Annotated in this window: 15 protein-coding genes; 6 read left to right on the plus strand and 9 right to left on the minus strand. The window is 45.7% G+C overall.

Annotation, left to right across the window (positions count from 1 at the left end; translation table 11 throughout):
* Positions 1–23: 23 nt before the first annotated feature.
* From cydC to ald, 4 genes are all read right to left on the minus strand, one after another.
* On the minus strand, positions 24–1,772 hold the full coding sequence (gene cydC, locus ACRC53_RS03935; RefSeq protein WP_438642256.1) for a heme ABC transporter ATP-binding protein/permease CydC: 1,749 nt from the start codon (positions 1,770–1,772) through the stop codon (positions 24–26).
* A gap of 3 nt (positions 1,773–1,775) precedes the next feature.
* Complete coding sequence (cydD, locus tag ACRC53_RS03940) at positions 1,776–3,635, minus strand: heme ABC transporter permease/ATP-binding protein CydD (protein WP_438642257.1); 1,860 nt, start codon at positions 3,633–3,635, stop codon at positions 1,776–1,778.
* A gap of 93 nt (positions 3,636–3,728) precedes the next feature.
* Positions 3,729–4,685: a thioredoxin-disulfide reductase gene (gene trxB, locus ACRC53_RS03945; protein WP_438642258.1), complete on the minus strand. Its 957-nt coding sequence runs from the start codon at positions 4,683–4,685 to the stop codon at positions 3,729–3,731.
* Positions 4,686–4,901: 216 nt separating this feature from the next.
* Positions 4,902–6,023, minus strand: a complete 1,122-nt coding sequence (gene ald / locus ACRC53_RS03950; RefSeq protein ID WP_438642259.1) for an alanine dehydrogenase — start codon at positions 6,021–6,023, stop codon at positions 4,902–4,904.
* A gap of 153 nt (positions 6,024–6,176) precedes the next feature.
* On the opposite strand from ald, the gene lrp reads away from it, so the two are divergent.
* The 6 genes from lrp (at position 6,177) to ACRC53_RS03980 (ending at position 15,398) form a co-directional block, all read left to right on the plus strand.
* Positions 6,177–6,671 carry a leucine-responsive transcriptional regulator Lrp gene (gene lrp, locus ACRC53_RS03955; protein WP_438624054.1) on the plus strand — a complete coding sequence of 165 codons (495 nt, stop codon included), beginning with the start codon at positions 6,177–6,179 and terminating at the stop codon, positions 6,669–6,671.
* 142 nt (positions 6,672–6,813) lie between these two features.
* A complete protein-coding gene (locus ACRC53_RS03960) occupies positions 6,814–11,004 on the plus strand; it encodes a DNA translocase FtsK 4TM domain-containing protein (protein ID WP_438642260.1) in 4,191 nt (1,396 codons plus the stop codon).
* Between the two features lie 174 nt (positions 11,005–11,178).
* A complete protein-coding gene (gene lolA / locus ACRC53_RS03965) occupies positions 11,179–11,835 on the plus strand; it encodes an outer membrane lipoprotein chaperone LolA (RefSeq protein ID WP_438642261.1) in 657 nt (218 codons plus the stop codon).
* Between the two features lie 9 nt (positions 11,836–11,844).
* Complete coding sequence (locus tag ACRC53_RS03970) at positions 11,845–13,185, plus strand: replication-associated recombination protein A (protein WP_438642262.1); 1,341 nt, start codon at positions 11,845–11,847, stop codon at positions 13,183–13,185.
* A gap of 304 nt (positions 13,186–13,489) precedes the next feature.
* Positions 13,490–14,776 (plus strand): serine--tRNA ligase, encoded by a 1,287-nt coding sequence (gene serS, locus ACRC53_RS03975; protein ID WP_438642263.1) that lies wholly within the window; start codon positions 13,490–13,492, stop codon positions 14,774–14,776.
* Positions 14,777–14,960: 184 nt separating this feature from the next.
* Positions 14,961–15,398: a LexA family protein gene (locus ACRC53_RS03980; RefSeq protein ID WP_438642264.1), complete on the plus strand. Its 438-nt coding sequence runs from the start codon at positions 14,961–14,963 to the stop codon at positions 15,396–15,398.
* Positions 15,399–15,634: 236 nt separating this feature from the next.
* Here the strand turns inward: ACRC53_RS03980 and nth are convergent, their stop codons facing one another.
* The 5 genes from nth to rsxC are packed head-to-tail and all read right to left on the minus strand — an operon-like array spanning position 15,635 to position 21,227.
* Complete coding sequence (gene nth / locus ACRC53_RS03985; RefSeq protein ID WP_438642265.1) at positions 15,635–16,267, minus strand: endonuclease III; 633 nt, start codon at positions 16,265–16,267, stop codon at positions 15,635–15,637.
* A 26-nt stretch (positions 16,268–16,293) separates the two neighbouring features.
* Complete coding sequence (locus ACRC53_RS03990; protein ID WP_438642266.1) at positions 16,294–16,992, minus strand: electron transport complex subunit E; 699 nt, start codon at positions 16,990–16,992, stop codon at positions 16,294–16,296.
* Positions 16,993–17,027: 35 nt separating this feature from the next.
* Entirely contained in the window at positions 17,028–17,657 is a 630-nt protein-coding gene (gene rsxG / locus ACRC53_RS03995; protein ID WP_438642267.1) for an electron transport complex subunit RsxG, read from the minus strand.
* Positions 17,658–17,667: 10 nt separating this feature from the next.
* Positions 17,668–18,714 (minus strand): electron transport complex subunit RsxD, encoded by a 1,047-nt coding sequence (rsxD, locus tag ACRC53_RS04000; RefSeq protein ID WP_438642268.1) that lies wholly within the window; start codon positions 18,712–18,714, stop codon positions 17,668–17,670.
* Complete coding sequence (gene rsxC, locus ACRC53_RS04005) at positions 18,711–21,227, minus strand: electron transport complex subunit RsxC (RefSeq protein WP_438642269.1); 2,517 nt, start codon at positions 21,225–21,227, stop codon at positions 18,711–18,713. Before rsxC ends, rsxD begins: the two co-directional genes overlap by 4 nt.
* Positions 21,228–21,230 lie beyond the last annotated feature (3 nt).

A 21,230-nucleotide genomic window follows, 5' to 3' on the forward strand; every position in this document is an offset into this window, starting at 1 on the left:
AATTACCCTCTTTGAAAACAGGCTTACAGGCGTTGATGTAATTGATAATAGCGCCCCTGTTCGGTCATTAACTGCTGATGCGAGCCCTGTTCAATGATCTGACCCTCTTCCATTAAACAGATCTGATCATAATCGGCTAACCCGCTCAGGCGGTGGGTGACATAAATGACCGATTTCCCTTGAGTATGTTCTGCTAGCAGTGCCAGTATTCTCTGCTCAGTTTCTGCGTCTAGCCCCTCTGTGGGTTCATCAAGCAGCATGATAGGGGCATCGTGCAGTAAGGCGCGTGCTAGTCCTAGTCTGCGTTGCTCACCGCCAGAGAGCGGCCTCCCACCATCACCTAGCCACATATCAAGCCCCTCATCCTCCAGCAGTGCAGTTAAGTCAACGGCGTTTAGCACGTTGGCAAGCTGATTATCAGAGGCGGTAGGCGCGGCCATTAACAGGTTCTGGCGCAATGTAGCACTAAAGATATGTACTCGCTGTGAGACAACAGAGATCATGCTGCGCAGTTGGGTTTCAGTTAGTGATTGATAGGGTTGATTACCGAGCAAAATATGGCCTGCTTGTGGATCATAAGCACGCGTTAGCAATTGCAATAATGTTGATTTTCCGCACCCGGTTTTCCCTAATAACGCAATATGTTGCCCAGCGTTAAGTGTTAATGAGATCTTGTTTAATACAGGTAATTCTGTTGGCGAGTAGGCAAAACTCACCCGCTGCAAATGCAATACGTTGTCATTTAAAGCGTAATGAGCAGGAGGTGTTGCTGTAGCTTGTGTTTCAGGGATAAATACGACATCGGGTTGTTGTGAGATAACATTGTTTACCCGTTCAGCCGAGGCGATAACCTGACCAAGGTGTAAAAATGCGCCGGCTACGGGAGCTAATGCCTCAAATGCAGCAAGCGTGACAAACGTAAACAGGCCTATCATTGCTCCTGCATGTTTTATTCCGCCAATATTATCGGCTGCCAGCCACAGCATCAGCACCAGTGTCAGACCTGAGGCGAGCACCATCAGACTTTGTGCCCATGCCGCAAGGCTGGCCTCTTGTTTCTGACTTTGTTGCCATTGTTGCTCGGTGTGATCGAGTTTATCGCGGTACAGGTTAGCTGCGCCAAAAATCACCAGCTCGGCATGGGCCTGTAGCCATTCGACCAGTTGCACACGGTAGAGGCTGCGCTGACGGTGAATATTTTGCCCGACAGGTTTTCCTGCCTGATAAAAAATAACCGGGATCACCAGCAAAAGCACCAGCATGATACCGCCAAGAGTGAGTGCTAAACGTACGTCAAGTAAAGAGAGCAGGAGAGTTGTACTAATAATAACCAGTAGGGCAGAGACCAACGGTGAGAGCAGGCGTAGGTAAATATGATCAAGGGTATCGACATCTGACACGAGTCGGTTGAGTAACTCGGTCTGGCGGTATTTTGCTAATCCACCAGGCGAGAGTGGAATGATACGGCGAAAGCAAAATACGCGCAGATGGGTCAATACCCGAAAAGTCGTATCATGGCTCACTACGCGCTCAAAATAGCGCGATGCTGTGCGAAAAATGGCTAACCCACGCACACCACCTGCCGGTAACATATAGTTGAATGGAACACCCGTCAGTGTTACACCGGCAATAGCGGAGGCCGCTAAAAACCAGCCAGATAGCGATAACAGGCCAATACTGGCAGCAAGCGCCACGATAGCCAGTGCAATACCGAGCGCCATACGGATCCAATGGCGGCGGTATAACGCCAGAAAGGGTAACAAAACACGCATGGGTTAAATCTCCAGATGCCGATTAGCCAGCAGAGTCGCAAATGGGCCATCAGCTTGGCTTAGAGTGGCAAAATCACCTTGTTGTACCAGCATTCCGTTATCCATCAGCCAGATTTGCTCGCAGTGTTTAATATCCTCAATACGGTGCGTGATCATAAAGGTGGTCTGTTTTTCTGCGGCCAGCATTAGAGCTGACATAACTAGTTGTTCGCTACGGGAATCTAAACTGGCCGTCGGTTCATCGAGCAATAAAAAGTGGGAATCACGCAGTAGTGCACGAGCAACGGCAAGGCGTTGCGCTTGTCCGACTGACAGACCGACACCATGATCTCCCAGTAGCGTATCAATGCCTTGCGGCAGTTTATCGATAAACTCACTGGCATAGGCAGCATTCAGTGCCTGTTCGATGCTGTGCTGATCAACAGTATCTAACCCCAGTGTGAGGTTATCGCGCAGAGATCCTTGTAGCAGCAGCGGGTTCTGCCCGACCCAAGCCAAATGTTGCCGCCATGAGGCTTTATCCAGCCGATTAAGTTCTTGCCCTGCAATAAGCAGTGAGCCGCGATACGGTAAGAACCCAAGTAACGCGTTCATTAATGAGGTCTTACCTGCACCACTTTTTCCAACAAGTGCAATACGCTGGCTAGCATCAATCGTAAAGTTCAGAGGCCCGGCCAACACTTTTCCTTGTGGCGAGAGGATCTCAAGATCAGTAGCAACAAGAGAAAACGGCTGTAGTGGTTGAAGAGAAAACAACTCAGCAGAAGGGCGAGACACGTGCTCGGTGGAGTGTGCGTAATGGGTTTTATCAGCTGCGTCAGTGGTTGCTGTTTCATGGGTATTGTTAGCTTCTTTTTCTATCGCAGGCTTTTCTACCGCAAGAAATTCAACCAGTGTTTCTGCCGCACCAATGGCTTGGGCTTTGGCATGATAAAACGTACCTAAATCACGTAAAGGCTGATAAAACTCAGGTGCAAGAATTAAGACTAAAAAACCGGCAAAGAGGGTAACACCCTGATCATAATGCCCAAAATTCAGCTCACCAAGGAAAGAGAAGCCAAAATAGACGGCAACCACGGCAATAGAGAGCGAGGTAAAGAACTCCAGTACTGCCGAAGAGAGGAATGCCATATACAGCACTTCCATCGTGCGGTGGCGGAAATCTTCTGCATCAGCATGAATATGGTCAACTTCAGCTTGAGCGCGATTGAAAATACGCAGTGTTTCCAGCCCCCGCAAACGGTCTAAAAATGAGCCGCTCAAACGGGCTAAGGCTTTAAAGTTACGGCGGTTAGCATCTGCCGCACCCATGCCGACCAGTGCCATAAAAAAGGGGATCAATGGGGCAGTGGCCAGAAGGATCAAGCCAGCGGCCCAATTTATTGGGAACACGACACAGAGCACAATCAATGGTACGAATACAGCCAGATACATTTGCGGCAAATAACGTGCAAAGAAATCTTGCATATCTTCAATTTGTTCAAGCACCATGGTAGCCCATGCACCGGCTGGTTTACCTTTAATCCACGCTGTGCCAAGTGAATCTAGGTGATTGAGCACCAGTGAGCGAATTTTGGTGCGTACTTCAACGCCACATTGAAATGCGCAGCGTTCGCGCAGCCGAGTGACCAGCGCACGAACAAAAACAGTGCCTATTAAGGCTATAAAGTAGCTGTGTAATGATTCACGCGGTTGATTAAGAATAATCAGATCATTGAGTAGAGTAGCCAGTAGCCACGCTTGCAGTGCGATGAGAAGCCCTGAACATAACCCTAGCAGCATCGTCAGCGTTAACCAGCGGCGCGCCAGTTTGCTTTGTTGTTTTAGCCAGCGGGTCAGTTCGCGTTGTTTGAGTTTATCCATGAGTGCAGTGTCTTAACAGCCCTAGAAATACGGCTTTGTGGCCGTTACTAACGAATGAGTCAACGGGAGCATTTACTCCCGTTGTCATGGTGCTTATTTTCCGAGGGCATCAAGGTAGCGTTCAGCATCCAGTGCCGCCATACAACCGGTTCCAGCAGAGGTAATGGCTTGGCGGTAAATGTGATCCATGACATCACCGGCAGCAAATACCCCTGGTATGCTTGTTTGTGTTGCATTACCTGCAGTGCCTGACTGTACTTTAATATAGCCACCGTTCAGCTCAAGCTGACCTTGGAAAATCTCAGTGTTCGGGCTATGCCCGATGGCCACGAACAAGCCGTTTACCGTCAACTCGTTGGTTGTATCACTTTCGATACCGCGCAGACGCAAGCCTGTTACACCCATATCATCACCCAAAACTTCATCGAGTGTATGGTTGGTGTGCAATACAATGTTGCCGTTAGCCACTTTATCCATCAAGCGAGAAATCAGGATTTTTTCAGCGCGGAAAGTGTCGCGGCGGTGAATCAAGTGTACTTCAGATGCGATATTCGAGAGATACAATGCCTCTTCAACAGCACTGTTACCACCGCCAATCACAGCAACAGCCTGATTACGATAAAAGAAACCATCACAGGTTGCGCAGGCTGAAACGCCACGGCCCTTAAATGCCTCTTCAGACGGCATGCCCAAATAACGGGCAGAAGCCCCAGTCGCGATAATCAGCGCATCGCAAGTATATTCCGTGCTGTCGCCAAATAAACGTAGTGGGCGAGATTGCAGATCAACGCTATTAATGTGATCAAAAATAATCTCAGTATTAAATTTTTCTGCATGTGCTTTCATGCGATCCATCAACAGCGGGCCGGTAAGCTCATCGGCATCGCCGGGCCAGTTTTCTACTTCCGTCGTGGTGGTCAGTTGTCCGCCTTGCTGCATACCGGTAACAAGAACCGGATTAAGGTTTGCACGGGCTGCATAAACTGCAGCGGTATATCCAGCAGGGCCTGAGCCCAAAATCAATAATTTGCAATGTTTTGTCGATGTCATTGTTATTCTCCACGTACGACAGGTGTGCTGCCGATTGTAGGTAAATTGTGTCAGCAAAAACAGTAAAAAAAGGCACTTTGTACTGACAATACCTAATCTCAGACTCGTGTATTATTAGCAAAGTGCCATTTAGTGCAGAAAAAATGTGATTTTATAGGAATATAGATGAAGATTTTCTTCATCTATCCACTAAAACAGCTCGAATAATGGTGAGGATTATTTACCGTATAAAACACGATCTAATGGTGAGAAGGGTAAACCTAAGCTATCAGCCACCGAACGGGAAGTCAGCTTTCCGTGATAGATGTTCAGCCCATTTGCCAAATGAGGGTTGTTTTGCATTGCCACTAAGCAGCCCTGATCTGCAAGTTGTATGATATAAGGTAACGTCGCGTTACACAGGGCTAACGTTGCAGTTTTAGCAACAGCACCGGGCATATTTGCTACACAATAATGCACAATATTATCAATGATATACGTTGGGTTATCGTGTGTGGTGGGGTGCGAAGTTGCGAAGCATCCCCCCTGATCAATAGCAACATCAATCAGTACCGTTCCTGCTTTCATGATTTTAAGATCATCACGACTGAGTAATTTAGGTGTGCTCGCACCTGGAATAAGCACAGCACCAATAATTAAATCTGCGTGGGTTATCGCAGACTGAATCGCGGCATGGGTTGGGCTGAGCAGTTGAACACGGCCTGCGAACTCAGTGTCTAGGCGGCGTAATGTCTCTATATTGTTATCAAATACAGTAACATTCGCTCGCATCCCAACGGCAATTCGTGCAGCATTGGCACCAACCATACCGCCACCAAAAATGATAACATTTGCCGCAGGAACACCTGGAACACCACCAAGTAAAATACCCGATCCACCTTGTGATTTTTCCAGTGCATGTGCACCTGCTTGTACCGCCATACGTCCAGCAATTTCTGACATAGGGGCTAAAAGTGGTAGTCCACCGAGAGCATGAGTCACTGTCTCATAAGCAATACAAATTGCACCACTTTGCAGTAAAGCGTGAGTTTGTTCCACATCAGCAGCCAGATGGAGATAGGTAAAAAGCACCTGAGAAGAGAGAAGTTTGGAACGTTCTACTGTTTGTAGCTCTTTTACTTTGACAATCATCTCTGCATTTGCGAAAACATCATCTGAAGAAGAAACGATACGTGCTCCTGCGGCAATATAGTCAGCATCAGTAAAACCGATCTGGCTACCTGCATGAGTTTCGACAAGCAGTTGATGGCCATGAACAGAGAGTTCTTTCACGCCTGCAGGAGTCATCCCAACGCGATATTCATGGTTTTTGATCTCTTTAGGAATACCAATAATCATCTGAGTACCTCGCAGTAAATGGTGTATAACACTGAAGGTTTGTGAATCATCTGTATATGTTGCTAGTATATAACGACTAGGTTGGTGTAGTGTTTCTTTTTTGAGTTAGGATGCAGCATTAATTCACGCAAGGACGTAAACGGGTGGAATAAAATGACAGAAAATAAAAAGCGGCCAAGTAAAGATCTCGACAGAATAGATCGTAATATTCTGAATGAGCTACAAAAGGATGGGCGTATATCCAACGTTGAATTATCAAAGCGCGTCGGTTTATCACCAACTCCCTGTTTAGAGCGAGTACGGCGATTAGAGCGTCAGGGGTTTATTAATGGCTATACAGCATTATTAAATCCACATTATTTAGATGCTTCTTTATTGGTGTTTGTTGAAATTACGTTAAACCGTGGTGCACCTGATGTATTTGAGCAATTTAATGCCGCTGTGCAAAAGCTTGAAGAGATCCAAGAGTGTCATCTGGTTTCCGGTGATTTTGATTACCTGCTAAAAACACGTGTACCTGATATGTCAGCGTATCGTAAGTTATTAGGTGAAACCTTACTGCGTTTGCCGGGTGTTAATGACACACGAACTTACGTTGTAATGGAAGAGGTAAAACAGACCAATCGTTTGGTAATAAAAACACGTTAAGCAAGAAGATGAGCATGAAGGGTGCAAAACTCGTTCAGCTTAGTTAAAATACTGGCCATTCATCCAGATCAAAACGCTCGAGTGGTATAAAACTGCTCGAGCGTATTTTTGGTCGTTAATATTGACTCCTGGAGAGACATTTTTGAGCCAGGTACTCGCAGAAAAAAAAGCTAGAACCAATAAAAGATTAAGTGGATTACACCGTTTGATGGAGGCACTCCTGATTGTAGGTGTTATTTTTGCTGTCTATATGATGCTTGCATTACTGAGCTTTGATCCCTCAGATTCAAGTTGGTCACAGGCTTCGTGGCATGAAGCAATCCAAAATATTACGGGTGCGGTAGGGGCATGGGTTGCAGATACACTGTTCTTATCTATCGGGATACTGGCTTATGCTGTGCCACCTATTATGGTGATTGCGGCATGGGTGATATTCCGTCGCCGCAGTGATGATGAGCCATTTGACTTTTTAAATTTGTCGTTACGCCTGATTGGTGTGGTGTTGTTAATCGGCGCATCGTGTGGATTAGCCGCTATTAGTATTGATGATTTCTACTATTTCCCTTCTGGTGGGGTTATTGGTGCAGCAATCAGCAATTATAGTGTGCCTTGGTTCTCTCGAATCGGTGCAACGTTAATCTTGCTGTGCATCTGGGCATCAGCAGTGACGTTATTTACAGGCTTGTCATGGCTAACATTGGCTGAAAATATTGGTGCTGCAATTTTAAGCCCTGTAGCCTTTTTTTCTGGTGGTGGTACTCGTCGCCGTGAAATGCTGGCTAAAAAAGCAGCAGAAAAGGCAGCGCGTTATGCTGATGATACCGATTATGTTGATCAACAAGGCTATGATCATGATGAAGATGATGATGGAGATATTAATGATGAAGATCATGATGAAAAATCTCAAGAGCAAGATGATCGCACTACATCAAAAGTAAAAAACAGTAAAAAACAGCCACAGAAAAATAAAAAATCGCGACGTGATCTTGAAATGCATGATCCATTATTAGAAGAAAATGCAGATGAAGAAGATGAGATAGACAGTGATGATGTACTGCTACAATCACCACGTCGAGTAAAAAAAAATGAGCTAACAGAAACACCTGTTGATAGTGAATCCGTTACAAAAAAGTCTGATGAGGGTGACAAGGATACTGTCATGCCATCTTTGCATGCCCATCGCATGGATGATGACATTACTATCAGTGCAGACTCGCACGCTAATTCAGTGATTGACGCGGTAAAACAACGGTTATCTGAGCAAGAGTTAGCGATCAACCCAGCTGAGACAGCAGTTTTTGTTGCTGGGGCTGCGGCAATAGCATCAGATACTGTAACAGCATCGACAAAAGCAGCAGATATAGATAACGAATTTGAGCCTCAGATCAATCTCGATGGGCTAGATGCGCTCATGGCGATGGATCCTTCACCAAATCAAGCTGACATGCACACAGTTAACAAGAGTGAAGCATTTAATCAGCAATATATAAATCCAGGCTTAGATGATGGTATTACACCATTTGGTTCAGCATTTTCTGATGATTCGCCTGTAATTAGCAACCTTGTCACAGGGGGCGCGATTGCTAGTGCAATGTCAAATGCCTCTATACCTGCGGTAGTGACAGCAACAACAACGGCATCTATAGCGGCTGATTTGGTAAGTAGCTCACCACTTAGTTTTTCTGCGCATACCGAAGAGGGGAATATAAAAACAGCAACAGAGAGTAACCATCTTCATGATATATCTACTCACAGCTTTAGTGCGCAGCGTAATGATGATAGCGATACAGCATACACACCAAAACCACAAGTTAAGCCTAACGTGCCTGAAATGCCGCGTCCAAATCCGGTCAAAATTCCAACGCGTCGTACATTAGCATCGCTAGGTATTAAATTGCCCTCTGAGCGTATAGCTGAACAACGTCAACGTGAAATTGAGCAACAAAAGCAAGAGCGTGAACAGCATAAACAGATTGAGGACTCGCTCAAACGTGAAAATCCACTGATACCGGGTGTAGATGTTCCAACCTTTTTTACTCAGCCACAAGAGAGTGATCCTGCACATGGGTACTCTTTTACAGCACGTGATGAGGCGGGTGCTCAACATACAGATCAAGCACCAAGCATTGTTGTGTCTACTGACGAAAAAACAACAGAAAATAAGGCTGATAATCTAGATCGCCAATTCACATCACCATCAACCTTACAAAGACCGGTTGCACGTACTTCTGAGCGTTTACACAATGATACCCGTGCATCAGTAAGACACACTCAAACGGCTGACCGTGTTGATGATGTTGATGATGAAGCGACACTCAATGTACGTTTGCAGGCCGAATTTGAAGCACATGAAAATGCTCGCTTACAGCGTGCGGTTGATGCTGTACGTAAGCCATTGCAGGTATCGACATCGGTGTCATCTGCATCGCTTGGCAGAACAGAACCGACATTTACGTTTGAGCCTGTTGCTGATAAAGAGCCTGAGCCTCTGTTTACATTTGAACCTGTGCCAGAGTTAGTCACAAAGTTAGAGCTACAACAGGCACAGCATTCAGCAGGATCAGAGCGCAGTGAGCCGACAATGAGCACATCATGGGCATCTGAGCATCGTATAACTCAAGAAAGTCAAGAGAAAGCGTTGCAGGCGTTGGCAACGCTAAATCTTGATCAAGCGATTGAACAAAAAATAGACGTTCAAGATCAACAAAACCAGCAAGATGAAGAGGAAGCATTGCACTATCAAGCGCAAGCTGCAGAGATAGCTCGCATGCGCAAACGTGCAGAACAAGAGAACTTAGCTTTTTTGCACCCTTTTTTAATGCAGCAAGAAGAGGCGATGCCAAAGCCAACTACACCGCTGCCCACACTCGAATTACTGGCAAAACCAACCAATACCGAACAACCAGTCAGTGATCAAGAGCTTGAAGCCACAGCGCGTTTGGTTGAAGAGCGTTTGAATGACTACCGTATTAAAGCAGATGTTGCAGAAATTTCACCGGGGCCGGTAATTACCCGTTTTGAACTTGACCTTGCTCCGGGAGTTAAAGCAGCGCGTATTTCCAACTTATCGCGTGATTTAGCCCGTGCATTGTCTACCTCTGCTGTACGTGTCGTTGAAGTGATCCCTGGGAAATCATATGTAGGTTTAGAGTTACCAAATAAAAATCGACAAACTGTTTTTTTGCGTGAAGTGCTTGATTGTGATGCGTTCCGCCAAAGCACATCACCACTAACAGTGGTATTAGGTAAAGATATTGCCGGTGAGCCTGTTGTGGCTGACTTGGCAAAAATGCCACATCTTTTGGTTGCAGGTACAACAGGTTCAGGGAAATCAGTCGGTGTTAATGCCATGATCCTCAGCATCTTGTACAAGGCAACCCCTGATGAAGTTCGTTTCATCATGATTGACCCGAAAATGCTGGAGCTCTCGGTTTATCAAGGGATCCCGCACCTGCTGACTGAAGTGGTCACCGACATGAAAGATGCCGCGAATGCACTGCGTTGGTGCGTTGGCGAGATGGAGCGTCGTTATAAGCTGATGTCACTGCTTGGTGTTCGAAATATCACCGGTTATAACGAGCGCGTGGTGATGGCCGAGCAGATGGGACAGCCGATTCCTGATCCATTATGGCGACCAGGAGATAGCATGGAACCGATGCCACCAGCACTCACCAAACTGCCTTATATCGTAGTGATGGTTGATGAGTTTGCTGATCTGATGATGGTGGCGGGTAAGAAGATTGAAGAGCTGATTGCGCGTCTTGCGCAAAAAGCGCGTGCGGCCGGTATTCATTTGGTTTTGGCAACTCAGCGCCCTTCAGTGGATGTGATTACTGGCTTGATTAAAGCCAATATTCCAACCCGTATTGCGTTTACAGTATCAAGTAAAATTGACTCACGTACCATTCTTGATCAGGGCGGTGCAGAGAGTTTACTGGGGATGGGAGATATGCTGTATATGCCACCAAACTCCTCTATTCCTGAACGTGTGCATGGCGCATTTGTGCGCGATCAGGAAGTGCATGCTGTCGCACAAGACTGGAAAGCACGTGGCCGACCGCAATATATTGATGCTATTTTAGCCGGTGACAGTGCAGAAGGTGGTACAGGTTACGATGGCATGGATGAAGAGCTCGATCCCCTGTTTGATCAAGCAGTCGCGTTTGTGACTGAAACTCGTCGAGGTTCAATCTCTGGTGTGCAGCGTAAATTCAAAATTGGCTATAACCGAGCTGCCCGCATTATTGAGCAGATGGAAAGTCAGGGTATTGTGAGTGCTCAAGGACACAATGGTAACCGTGAAGTTTTAGCACCGCCACCAGTGCGAGGTTAAATCAGTAAACGGGTAGCCACTGAATTAGAAATTAAAATAATAAAATCTGCATTCTGAACCAGATGTGCACAACATATTTAATGTGCATATAACGATCAGAATGCAGAGGTGTTACCTGCAAAATAATGTGCAAAATCGCAAGTTATATGATTGAGCGTAAAGGTGAGAATCACAATGAAAGCACAAACAAACAGGAAAACCGCAAGCATAAAAACAGTGATAGCCGCAGGTGTGATGGTCTGTGGTTTGGCACTGAGTCTTATATCATCAAGTGCTTGGGCTGATGCACGTAGTGATCTACAAACCCGGTTAAGCAAAGTGAACAGCTTTAGTGCTTCGTTTACGCAAATGGTTAAGGCTGCTAATGGTACAACGTTGCAAAAAGGGAATGGTGTTCTTTCAGTATCTCGCCCCAATTTGTTTCGTTGGGAAAGCAAAACGCCAGATGAAACACTACTCGTAACAGATGGCAAAACCGTGTGGTTTTTTAACCCTTTTGTTGAGCAAGTAACTATCAGCAATTTAAAAGATGTTACAGGTAATACCCCTTTTGTTTTGCTAACCCGTAATAACCCGTCTGACTGGGCACAGTATAACGTCAGTCAAAAAGGGGATCTATTTACCCTAAAGCCTATTAAAAATAGTGGTAATATTAAACAGTTTCAGTTAAATGTGACCTCTGTGGGCATTATTAATGGTTTTTCAGTGGTTGAACAAGATGGCCAAACCAGTAAAACCACATTATCAAATCTCTCAACCACATCAGTAAATAAAGCGACCTATACATTTAATGTACCTAAAGGTGTAGAAATTGACGATCAGCGTCAGTAAGGCCATTCGGTGAGTAATTTATCGTTAGATTTTGCTGCTGACTTTCAACCGCTGGCTGCAAGAATGCGCCCAACAACCTTGGCACAGTATATCGGGCAATCCCACCTTTTAGCACAGGGAAAACCGCTGCGTAGAGCAATTGAAGCAGGTCATCTACACTCGATGATCTTGTGGGGCCCACCAGGCACAGGCAAAACAACACTGGCCGAAGTGATAGCCCGTTATGCCGATGCTGATGTTGAACGCATCTCTGCGGTAACATCAGGCATCAAAGAGATCCGTGAAGCGATTGAGCGGGCACACAGTAACCGTGATCGCGCTCGTCGCACTATTTTGTTTGTCGATGAAGTGCATCGCTTCAATAAAAGTCAGCAAGATGCGTTCCTGCCACACATTGAAGATGGCACGATTACCTTTATTGGTGCGACAACCGAAAATCCCTCTTTTGAGCTTAATAACGCGCTGTTATCACGTGCACGGACTTATCTGCTCAAATCCCTAACGGAAGAGGAGATTGGAACAGTGCTTGATCAGGCGATGCACGATAGCGCACGTGGTTTAGGCACTCAGCCATTGCAACTGCTGCCTCAGACTCGCGAACAGCTGATGCGGCTGGTCAATGGTGATGCACGTATGGCGCTGAACTGTCTTGAGCTGATGGTAGATATGGCTGTAGAGAATGCCAATGGCCAGAAGGTACTATCCCCGCAATTGTTAACGGATGTGGTCGGAGAGCGTAGTGCGCGTTTTGACAATAAAGGTGATCGTTACTACGACCTTATCTCAGCACTGCATAAATCAATTCGAGGCTCATCACCAGATGGTGCGCTGTATTGGTATGCAAGAATACTGACCGCCGGCAGTGATCCGTTGTATGTTGCGCGCAGATTATTGGCTATTGCCTCTGAAGATGTAGGAAATGCGGACCCAAGAGGTATGCAAATTGCGTTGGCCGCATGGGATTGCTTCACCCGTGTTGGTCCTGCAGAAGGTGAAAGAGCAATAGCACAAGCAGTTGTTTATTTGGCATGTGCACCTAAAAGTAATGCCGTGTATACCGCTTTTAATGCTGCACTGGCTGATGCCAAGAATCATCCCGATTACGATGTGCCCGATCATCTGCGTAATGCACCAACAACTATGATGAAGCAGATGGGATTAGGTGCAGAGTACCGTTACGCGCATAATGAACCGCATGCTTATGCTGCAGGTGAAAGCTACTTACCCCAAGAGATACAACAAACGCGTTACTATTATCCTACTGAGCGGGGTTTAGAGGGCAAAATTGCTGAAAAACTACGCTGGTTAGTACAACAAGATCAAAATAGCCCAATAAAACGCTATCCGTAATATATTGCTTTACGTTAAGGTATTATATTTCCTGTATAAAATAGATGTGTACGGTATCTCGTTTAATTTTAAACCCACTGACAATAGTATTGATAAAATCGTATTGCGTGCAATTTACTGTATCTGTTTGATTAACAATTAAAAGAAATGCAGAGCAGTGATAACAAATGGCGAAATATATTACCTTCACTGCCATTTACAATAGACCCTATGCTCTAAAACAGCGAAAATAAGATAGGTGAGTACTCTGTTGCACAGATAGCTCAGATTAAATTCTTTAAATAACGATAAAAGCAGGATAAAAATGCTCGATCCTAATTTGCTACGAAACGATCTTGACGTGGTGGCAGAGAAGCTGGCACGTCGTGGCTTTAAAATTGATGTTGAAACGCTAAGGGCGCTAGAAGAGAAACGTAAAGTATTGCAGGTGAAAACGGAAAATCTGCAAGCTGAACGTAACGCACGTTCAAAAGCGATTGGCGCAGCAAAAGCACGCGGTGAAGATATTCAGCCATTGCTAGATGAAGTTGCTTCTATGGGAAGTGAGCTCGATGCAGCAAAAGTTGAGCTGGATCAGTTACAAGATGCATGGCGTGATATTGTGCTGAGTATTCCGAATATTCCGGCAGATGATGTGCCAAGTGGTCGTGATGAAGCTGATAACTGTGAAGTTCGCCGTTGGGGTACACCTCGCAGTTATGATTTCACTGTACGTGATCACGTAGATCTAGGTGAGATGGCCGGTGGTATGGACTTTGCTGCCGCTGTAAAACTGACCGGTGCGCGCTTTGTGGTATTAAAAGGCCAGATTGCAAAACTGCACCGTGCGCTTGCCCAGTTTATGTTGGATTTACACACGACAGAACACGGTTACTTGGAAACATATGTTCCGTATCTGGTAAACCATGAAACGCTGTACGGTACTGGCCAGTTGCCTAAGTTTGGTAAAGACCTATTCCATACAATGCCGCTGGAAGAGGGTGATCCGACTTATGCTCTGATCCCAACAGCAGAAGTACCAGTAACGAATTTGGTTCGTGGTGATATTCTTGAAGAAGAGTCATTGCCACTGAAAATGACCGCACATACACCATGCTTTCGTTCTGAAGCGGGTTCATATGGCCGTGATACCCGTGGTCTGATCCGCATGCACCAGTTTGATAAAGTTGAAATGGTGCAAATTGTTCGCCCAGAAGACTCGATGCAGGCACTTGAAGAGTTAACTGGTCATGCAGAAAAAGTGCTGCAATTGTTGGGTTTGCCATACCGTACTATGCTGCTATGTACTGGTGATATGGGTTTTGGCTCACACAAAACCTATGATTTAGAAGTGTGGTTGCCAGCGCAAAATACTTACCGCGAGATCTCTTCATGTTCTAATATGGGGGCTTTCCAAGCTCGCCGTATGCAAGCTCGCTGCCGCTCTAAGAGTGATAAAAAGCCACGCTTGGTGCACACCTTAAACGGTTCTGGTTTGGCGGTAGGGCGTACATTAGTCGCGGTTCTTGAGAACTATCAGCAAGCAGATGGCCGAATTGAGATCCCTGAAGTATTACGCAGCTATATGGGCGGTTTGACACATATCGGCTAAAAATGAATTAGCCGATTAAGTATTTCTTTTGGGTATATATTAAAAACCTCTGTATATCAGAGGTTTTTTTATGCTTGTTATCTATAAGATAAAAAAGTTGTCTTAGTTGCTCAGAAATACTTGCATCTAACACCGATACTCCTTATCTTATACTGTATAAACGTACAGTATAGATGAGGCTATCATGGAACTGAACATTTCGCTCCCCAATGATCTGTTCACCTACCGCCCTGTGGCATTTTTTAATGATACAGCGTTAGGTTCACCGACTTCTTCTCACCCTTTTTCCGGACGTGAGCGTCTTGATCTGAATCTGCATTGTATTAAGCGACCAGATGATACTTTTTTTATGCGAATTACTGGATCAGGAATGACAAATACGGGTATTCGTTCAGGTGATATTCTGGTCGTTGATCGTATATTACTGCCAAAACTGGGCGATTTAGTGGTGATTATGCAGCAAGGGGAGATGGTCGTGTACGAAATGCAACAGAGTCGTGATAGCTGTAGTGATGAAGCCTGTTTGTTGTCATTAAATCCAGATCACCCAAATCTTGATACCCATGCAACACTACATATTGTTGGTATTGTAACAAGTATCATTCACCATATTCGCCAATAAAATGTGAATACCTGAAGCGATGTTATAGGGTTGTGGGTAAAAAAAGTGACGCACTAATGCGTCACTGAATAAATAATCAATTTATCTCTAAGCGTTAGCATGAAGAAATAAGTGCAAATGCGCAACACACGAGGTTAATCTACCACAAAATCAATTTGTGATAAGACAATATTATCTGATTTTACATCTTGTAGTGTTATCTATTTGTGCGGCGAATAGGATGTCTTTGTGATTTTTTATTCGGTTTTTTCGGTATATTCACACAAATCTTCAATGATACATGAGCCACAACGTGGTTTTCGTGCAATACAGGTATAGCGCCCGTGCAAAATAAGCCAATGATGCACATCGAGTTTAAACTCAGCAGGCACAACACTAAGAAGTTTCTTTTCAACGTCATTGACGTTTTTTCCCAGAGCGAAGCCTGTACGGTTGGATACACGGAAGATATGTGTATCTACAGCAATTGTTGGCCATCCAAATGCTGTATTGAGAACTACATTGGCTGTTTTTCTTCCTACACCAGGTAATGCTTCCAGTGCTTCGCGGTTCTCAGGTACAAGGCTATTATGCTGATCAAGTAAAATTCGACAGGTTTTGATAACATTTTCTGCTTTAGTATTATATAAACCAATAGTTTTTATATGATTTTTTAAGCCATCAACACCCAAATCAAAAATAGCCTGTGGAGTATTAGCAACAGGGTAGAGTTTGTCTGTTGCTTTATTGACACTGACATCAGTGGCTTGCGCTGACAACATTACCGCAATTAATAGCTCAAATGGCGAAGTAAAGTTAAGTTCGGTGGTTGGTTTTGGGTTTTGTACTCGTAATCGCTGTAGAATTTCGACTCGTTTTTTCTGATTCATATATGGCTTCTCTTGCACAGTAGTGATTAATGGCAACTGTTTGTTTTTTTCAACTCACCATGTTCAAAAGAGGTTGTGGAATAACCACGTACTTTAATTTTTTGATCAATTACGTATTTTCCCGCTAACATAAAACCAAGCCCAATAAATGCACCAGGAGGTAAAATTGCGAGCAAAAAGCTATTGTTTAGATGCAAAATATCAATACGCAATACGGTAGCCCATGAGCCAAGTAAAAGATCTGCACCGTCAAAGAGTGTGCCTTTACCTATAATTTCGCGTAATGCCCCTAAAATAAACAAAGCCAATGTTGCACCTAAACCTGTAGCTAATCCATCAAGTGCTGAGTGAGCAACAGAGTTTTTAGCGGCAAAAGCCTCTGCTCGACCAATAACAATACAGTTTGTAACGATAAGTGGAATGAAAATTCCCAATGATTGATACAAACCAAAGGCATAAGCATTCATCAGTAACTGCACAACGGTGACTACTGAGGCAATGATCATCACATAAATAGGTATTCTGATTTCACTAGGAATCCAGTGGCGAATCGCTGAAACAGTAATATTGGTACAAATAAGCACTAGCAGGGTAGCCAAACCCAAACCCAGTGCATTCGTTGCTGTTGAGGTCACTGCAAGTAAAGGGCACAACCCTAATAATTGTACAAGTGCAGAGTTATTTTTCCACAACCCTTGCAACAAAATTTCTTGTGGGTTACTCACTTGTTCACTCCATTAACCACTAAATTAGTGTGTATTTACTGACCGCAATCTGGTGTTTGGTTAAATAGTGCTGCACCGTATTGGCGAGTATAAATTAGCGTGTTTTTAACACTGCCAACCACCGCCCGTGGGGTAATAGTTGCACCGGTAAATTGATCGAACATACCACCATCTTTACGTACAGCCCAGCGAGAATCAGTATCACTTTTGAGTACTTTATCTTTAAAACTTAAAATCCAGTCAGAGATGCGTAGCTCTATTTTATCACCCAACCCCGGTGTTTCATGGTGCTCTAATACTCGAACACCAAGCGATTTTCCGCTCAGTGTAGCCCCGACAATCAGTTTAATTGCACCGGAATAGCCATTAGGGGCGGTGCTCTCTATCGCCATAGCAACGGGCTGCCCATTTTTCCGTGCTAAATAAGCCTTATGAGGAGCGGTGGTACCGAGCAGAGTAGGGTTGGTGACTAACACACACTCTTTTAACGGATCATTATCATATAGCTCTGGTGGTAATACCTGATTAATCAGGTTGGCTTGCTGTAATTTAGCTTGTGCTGCAATTTTATCATTAGTTAAAGAGTGTACAACGACAATCATTCCTGTAGTAACCAGAGCAAAAATAGCGAGAGTCATACCATGACGACGCATTGTGTTTAACATAGTAAAATCCTTAGCGCCCGTAAACTCTAGGTTGGGTATAATGATCGATCAATGGTACGGCCATATTGGCAATTAAGACACCAAATGCAACACCGTCAGGGTAACCGCCAAATGTTCGAATCAGGTAGACTAATAAACCAATTAACGCACCAAAAATCAGCCGACCTTTGACGGTTGTCGAGGCGGTGACTGGATCAGTTGCAATAAAAAATGCACCGAACATGGTGGCACCAGAAAAAAGGGAAAACCACGGTGTTGCCGCAGAGTCGGCTGAAATAAGCCAGCCAAGCGTGCTAATTACCGTTAAACTGGCCAGAAAACTGACGGGAATCATCCACTGAATTGTCCGGCGGTATAGCAGGTAGAGGCCCCCTAGCAAAAAGCCGATATTTGTCCATAACCAACCAACACTGCCACCTTGTGCAAAAAAGGGCTTTTGCATAATTTCATGTACTGTTAAGCCATTTTTCAGGTTAGTTTTTAGTGTGTCTAGAGGGGTTGCTTGAGTCACACCATCCGCATCAAGCAACAATTGGTGCATAGTACTACCTTCAAGTGTATGACCACTAAAGATCACCATTGCACTGTCAGTGAGTGACACAGGCTCTGTTTGTAGATGTAATGGTGGTAGCCATAATGTCATCTGTACAGGGAAAGAGATTAACAGTACAACATAACCAACCATTGCTGGGTTAAACAGATTTTGCCCTAGACCACCATACAGCTGCTTGGCAATAATTACGGCAAAAATAATGCCGATTACCATAATCCACCAAGGTGCTAGCGGTGGAATACAGACTCCAAGCAGTAAGCCGGTGAGTATGGCGGTATTATCTTGCAGTGTTTGCCGGATAGGTTTTTTCCGCAAAAACAGCACCAGACTTTCTGCAATAACTGCCGTTACGATAGCAATGGCAATCTGAATTAAGCTGCCCCAGCCAAAGAAAAACCACTGTGCCGCTACACCGGGAATACAGGCCATAATCACCTGACGCATCAGCATATTGGTGCTTTGATGGTTATGCGTGTAAGGGGAGCTGGCAATTTTAAAGATCATCGGTTTGTCTCTTCCTCACGCATTTCAGTATGAATGGTACTGCAGTTATCTGTTTGTGCTGCCGTAGTTTGTGCAGCTTTGCGTGCTTTTGCTCGCGCGATAGCGGCAGCAACGGCCGCTTTTTGCGGATCAGCGTCTTCAACTTGCGTAGCTGCGGGTGTTGCCGTAACAGGTTCGGTTACGACTGGGGCAGTATCAGTAGATCCCTGAGTTCCCTGTGCAGCTTTGCGCGCTTTTGCCCGTGCGATAGCGGCAGCAACGGCTGCTTTTCGCGGATCAGCGTCTTCAACTTGCGCTGCTACTGGTATTGCAGTAACAGGCTTGTTTACGACAGAGGTAGTATCAGCAGACTCCTGAGTTCCCTGTGCGGCTTTGCGTGCTTTTGCTCGCGCGATAGCGGCAGCAACGGCTGCTTTTCGCGGATCAGCGTCTTCAACTTGCGTAGCTGTGGGTGTTGCTGTAGCAGGTTCGGTTACGAGCGGGGTAGTATCAGCAGACTCCTTAGTTCCCTGTGCGGCTTTGCGTGCTTTTGCTCGCGCGATAGCGGCAGCAACGGCCGCTTTTCGCGGATCAGCGTCTTCAACTTGAACTGCTGCGGGTGTTGCAGTAACAGGCTCGTTTACGACAGGGGCGGTATCAGCAGATTCTTGAGAGCCGTGTGCAGCTTTGCGCGCTTTTGCCCGCGCGATAGCGGCAGCAACGGCGGCTTTTCGCGGATCAGCGTCTTCAACTTGCACTGCTGCTGGTGTTGCAGTAACAGGCTCGTTTACGACAGGGGCAGTATCAGCTGACTCCTGAGATTCTAGAGCAGCTTTACGTGCTTTTTGTTCACGGGCTTGCTGTTTTCGCATTTCACGGGCTGCAGTGGCTGCATTTTGCTCTACGATAGTCCGGCCTGCCAGATCTGTCGCTGACTCATTACGTATTTGAGTAATTTGCGGCACATCAGTGTGAGAGCCTTCTTGCGCCTGAGTTTGTGCTTTTTTTGCTTTAATTCGCTCAAGAGCTGCCTGTACGGGATCTACACCGTCAGTCGATTTTTGTGTACTGCGCCGAGCCTCTGCTGCACGGCTAGCCCGCAGTTCACGTTCTTCTTTTTCACGCTGTAACCGCAGTTGTTTTGCCTCAAAACGCTGTTTAGCGACTTCTGCTTTTCGTTCATCACGGCGAATTTCCCACAGCGCAGATTTCTCTTGGCGGTAGTATTGCACCAGTGGAATATTACTTGGGCAGACATAGGCGCAGGCCCCACACTCAATACAATCCATAATATTGTATTGGCTGGCTTTGTCATGATCCTGACCGCGGCTGAACCAGTATAACTGTTGTGGCAATAAGCTTACTGGGCAAGCATCAGCACATGAACTACAGCGTATACAGGCTTGCTCAGGCTGTGGTTGCCCAAATTCGGTGTAGCCAGGTGCAAGTATACAGTTGGTTATTTTGACGACTGGAACATCCAAATGCGGCAAGCTAAAGCCCATCAAAGGGCCACCAACAATGACTTGTGGCGTTTGGGTTGGGCGGAAGCTGGCATGATCGAGCAGATGCTGTACCGGCGTACCTAAGCGAGCCCAGACATTGCCTTTGTCATGAATGGCATCACCCGTCATAGTTACAACGCGTTCAATCAGCGGTTCACCGTTAACAATGGCGCGTTTAATTGCAAATGCCGTTCCCACATTTTGCATTAAAACACCAATAGCTGAAGAGTGTTTTCCTTTGGGCACTTCACAGCCGGTGAGAATTTTGATCAGCTGTTTTGCACCGCCAGAGGGGTATTTTGTGGGAATGATCCGCAACTGAATATCTTCACTCCCACTGAGCGCATTTTTCAATGCGTTGATGGCGGCAGATTTATTATCTTCAATGCCAATAACCACCTGCTCAGGGCGCAGAATATGCCGTAAAATACGCGCACCTTCGATGACCTCATCGGCATAATCCTGCATGAGGCGGTCATCTGCGGTGATGTAGGGCTCACATTCCGCTGCATTGATGATGAGCAGTTTTACCAAATGGCTGCCACTGAGTAATTTGGCGGCAGTCGGGAAGCCTGCACCACCGAGACCGGCAATACCGGCACTGCGGATTTGTGCGATCAAGGCTTCCGGCGTGGCGAGGTGGTAATCATCAATAATCTGCCGTTCATACCAAGTGTCATGACCATCGGGTTGTATCACAACACATAAATCAGGTAAACCGGACGGGTGCGCGGTTGTTCTTGGCTCTATAGCCGTAATCGTGCCTGATGTGGGTGCATGCACCGGCAGTACACGCCCACCACCGATATAATTGGTCAGTGGCTGGCCTTTTAGCACTTTCTGACCACAAGAGACCAGCAAATCACCACTCTGCCCAGCATGTTGTTGCAGCGGCACAACATAGTAAGGCGCAAGATCAATCCGGCGGATAGGGGTGGCATTTGACTGAGATTTCATCTCGGGCGGATGAATACCCCCGTTGAAATCCCATAGCTGGCCGCTTTGAATAGCTTCGATAACGCTGGACATAAC

The organism is Plesiomonas sp., assembly GCF_051652165.1.
GTDB lineage: Bacteria > Pseudomonadota > Gammaproteobacteria > Enterobacterales > CAMTGL01 > Plesiomonas.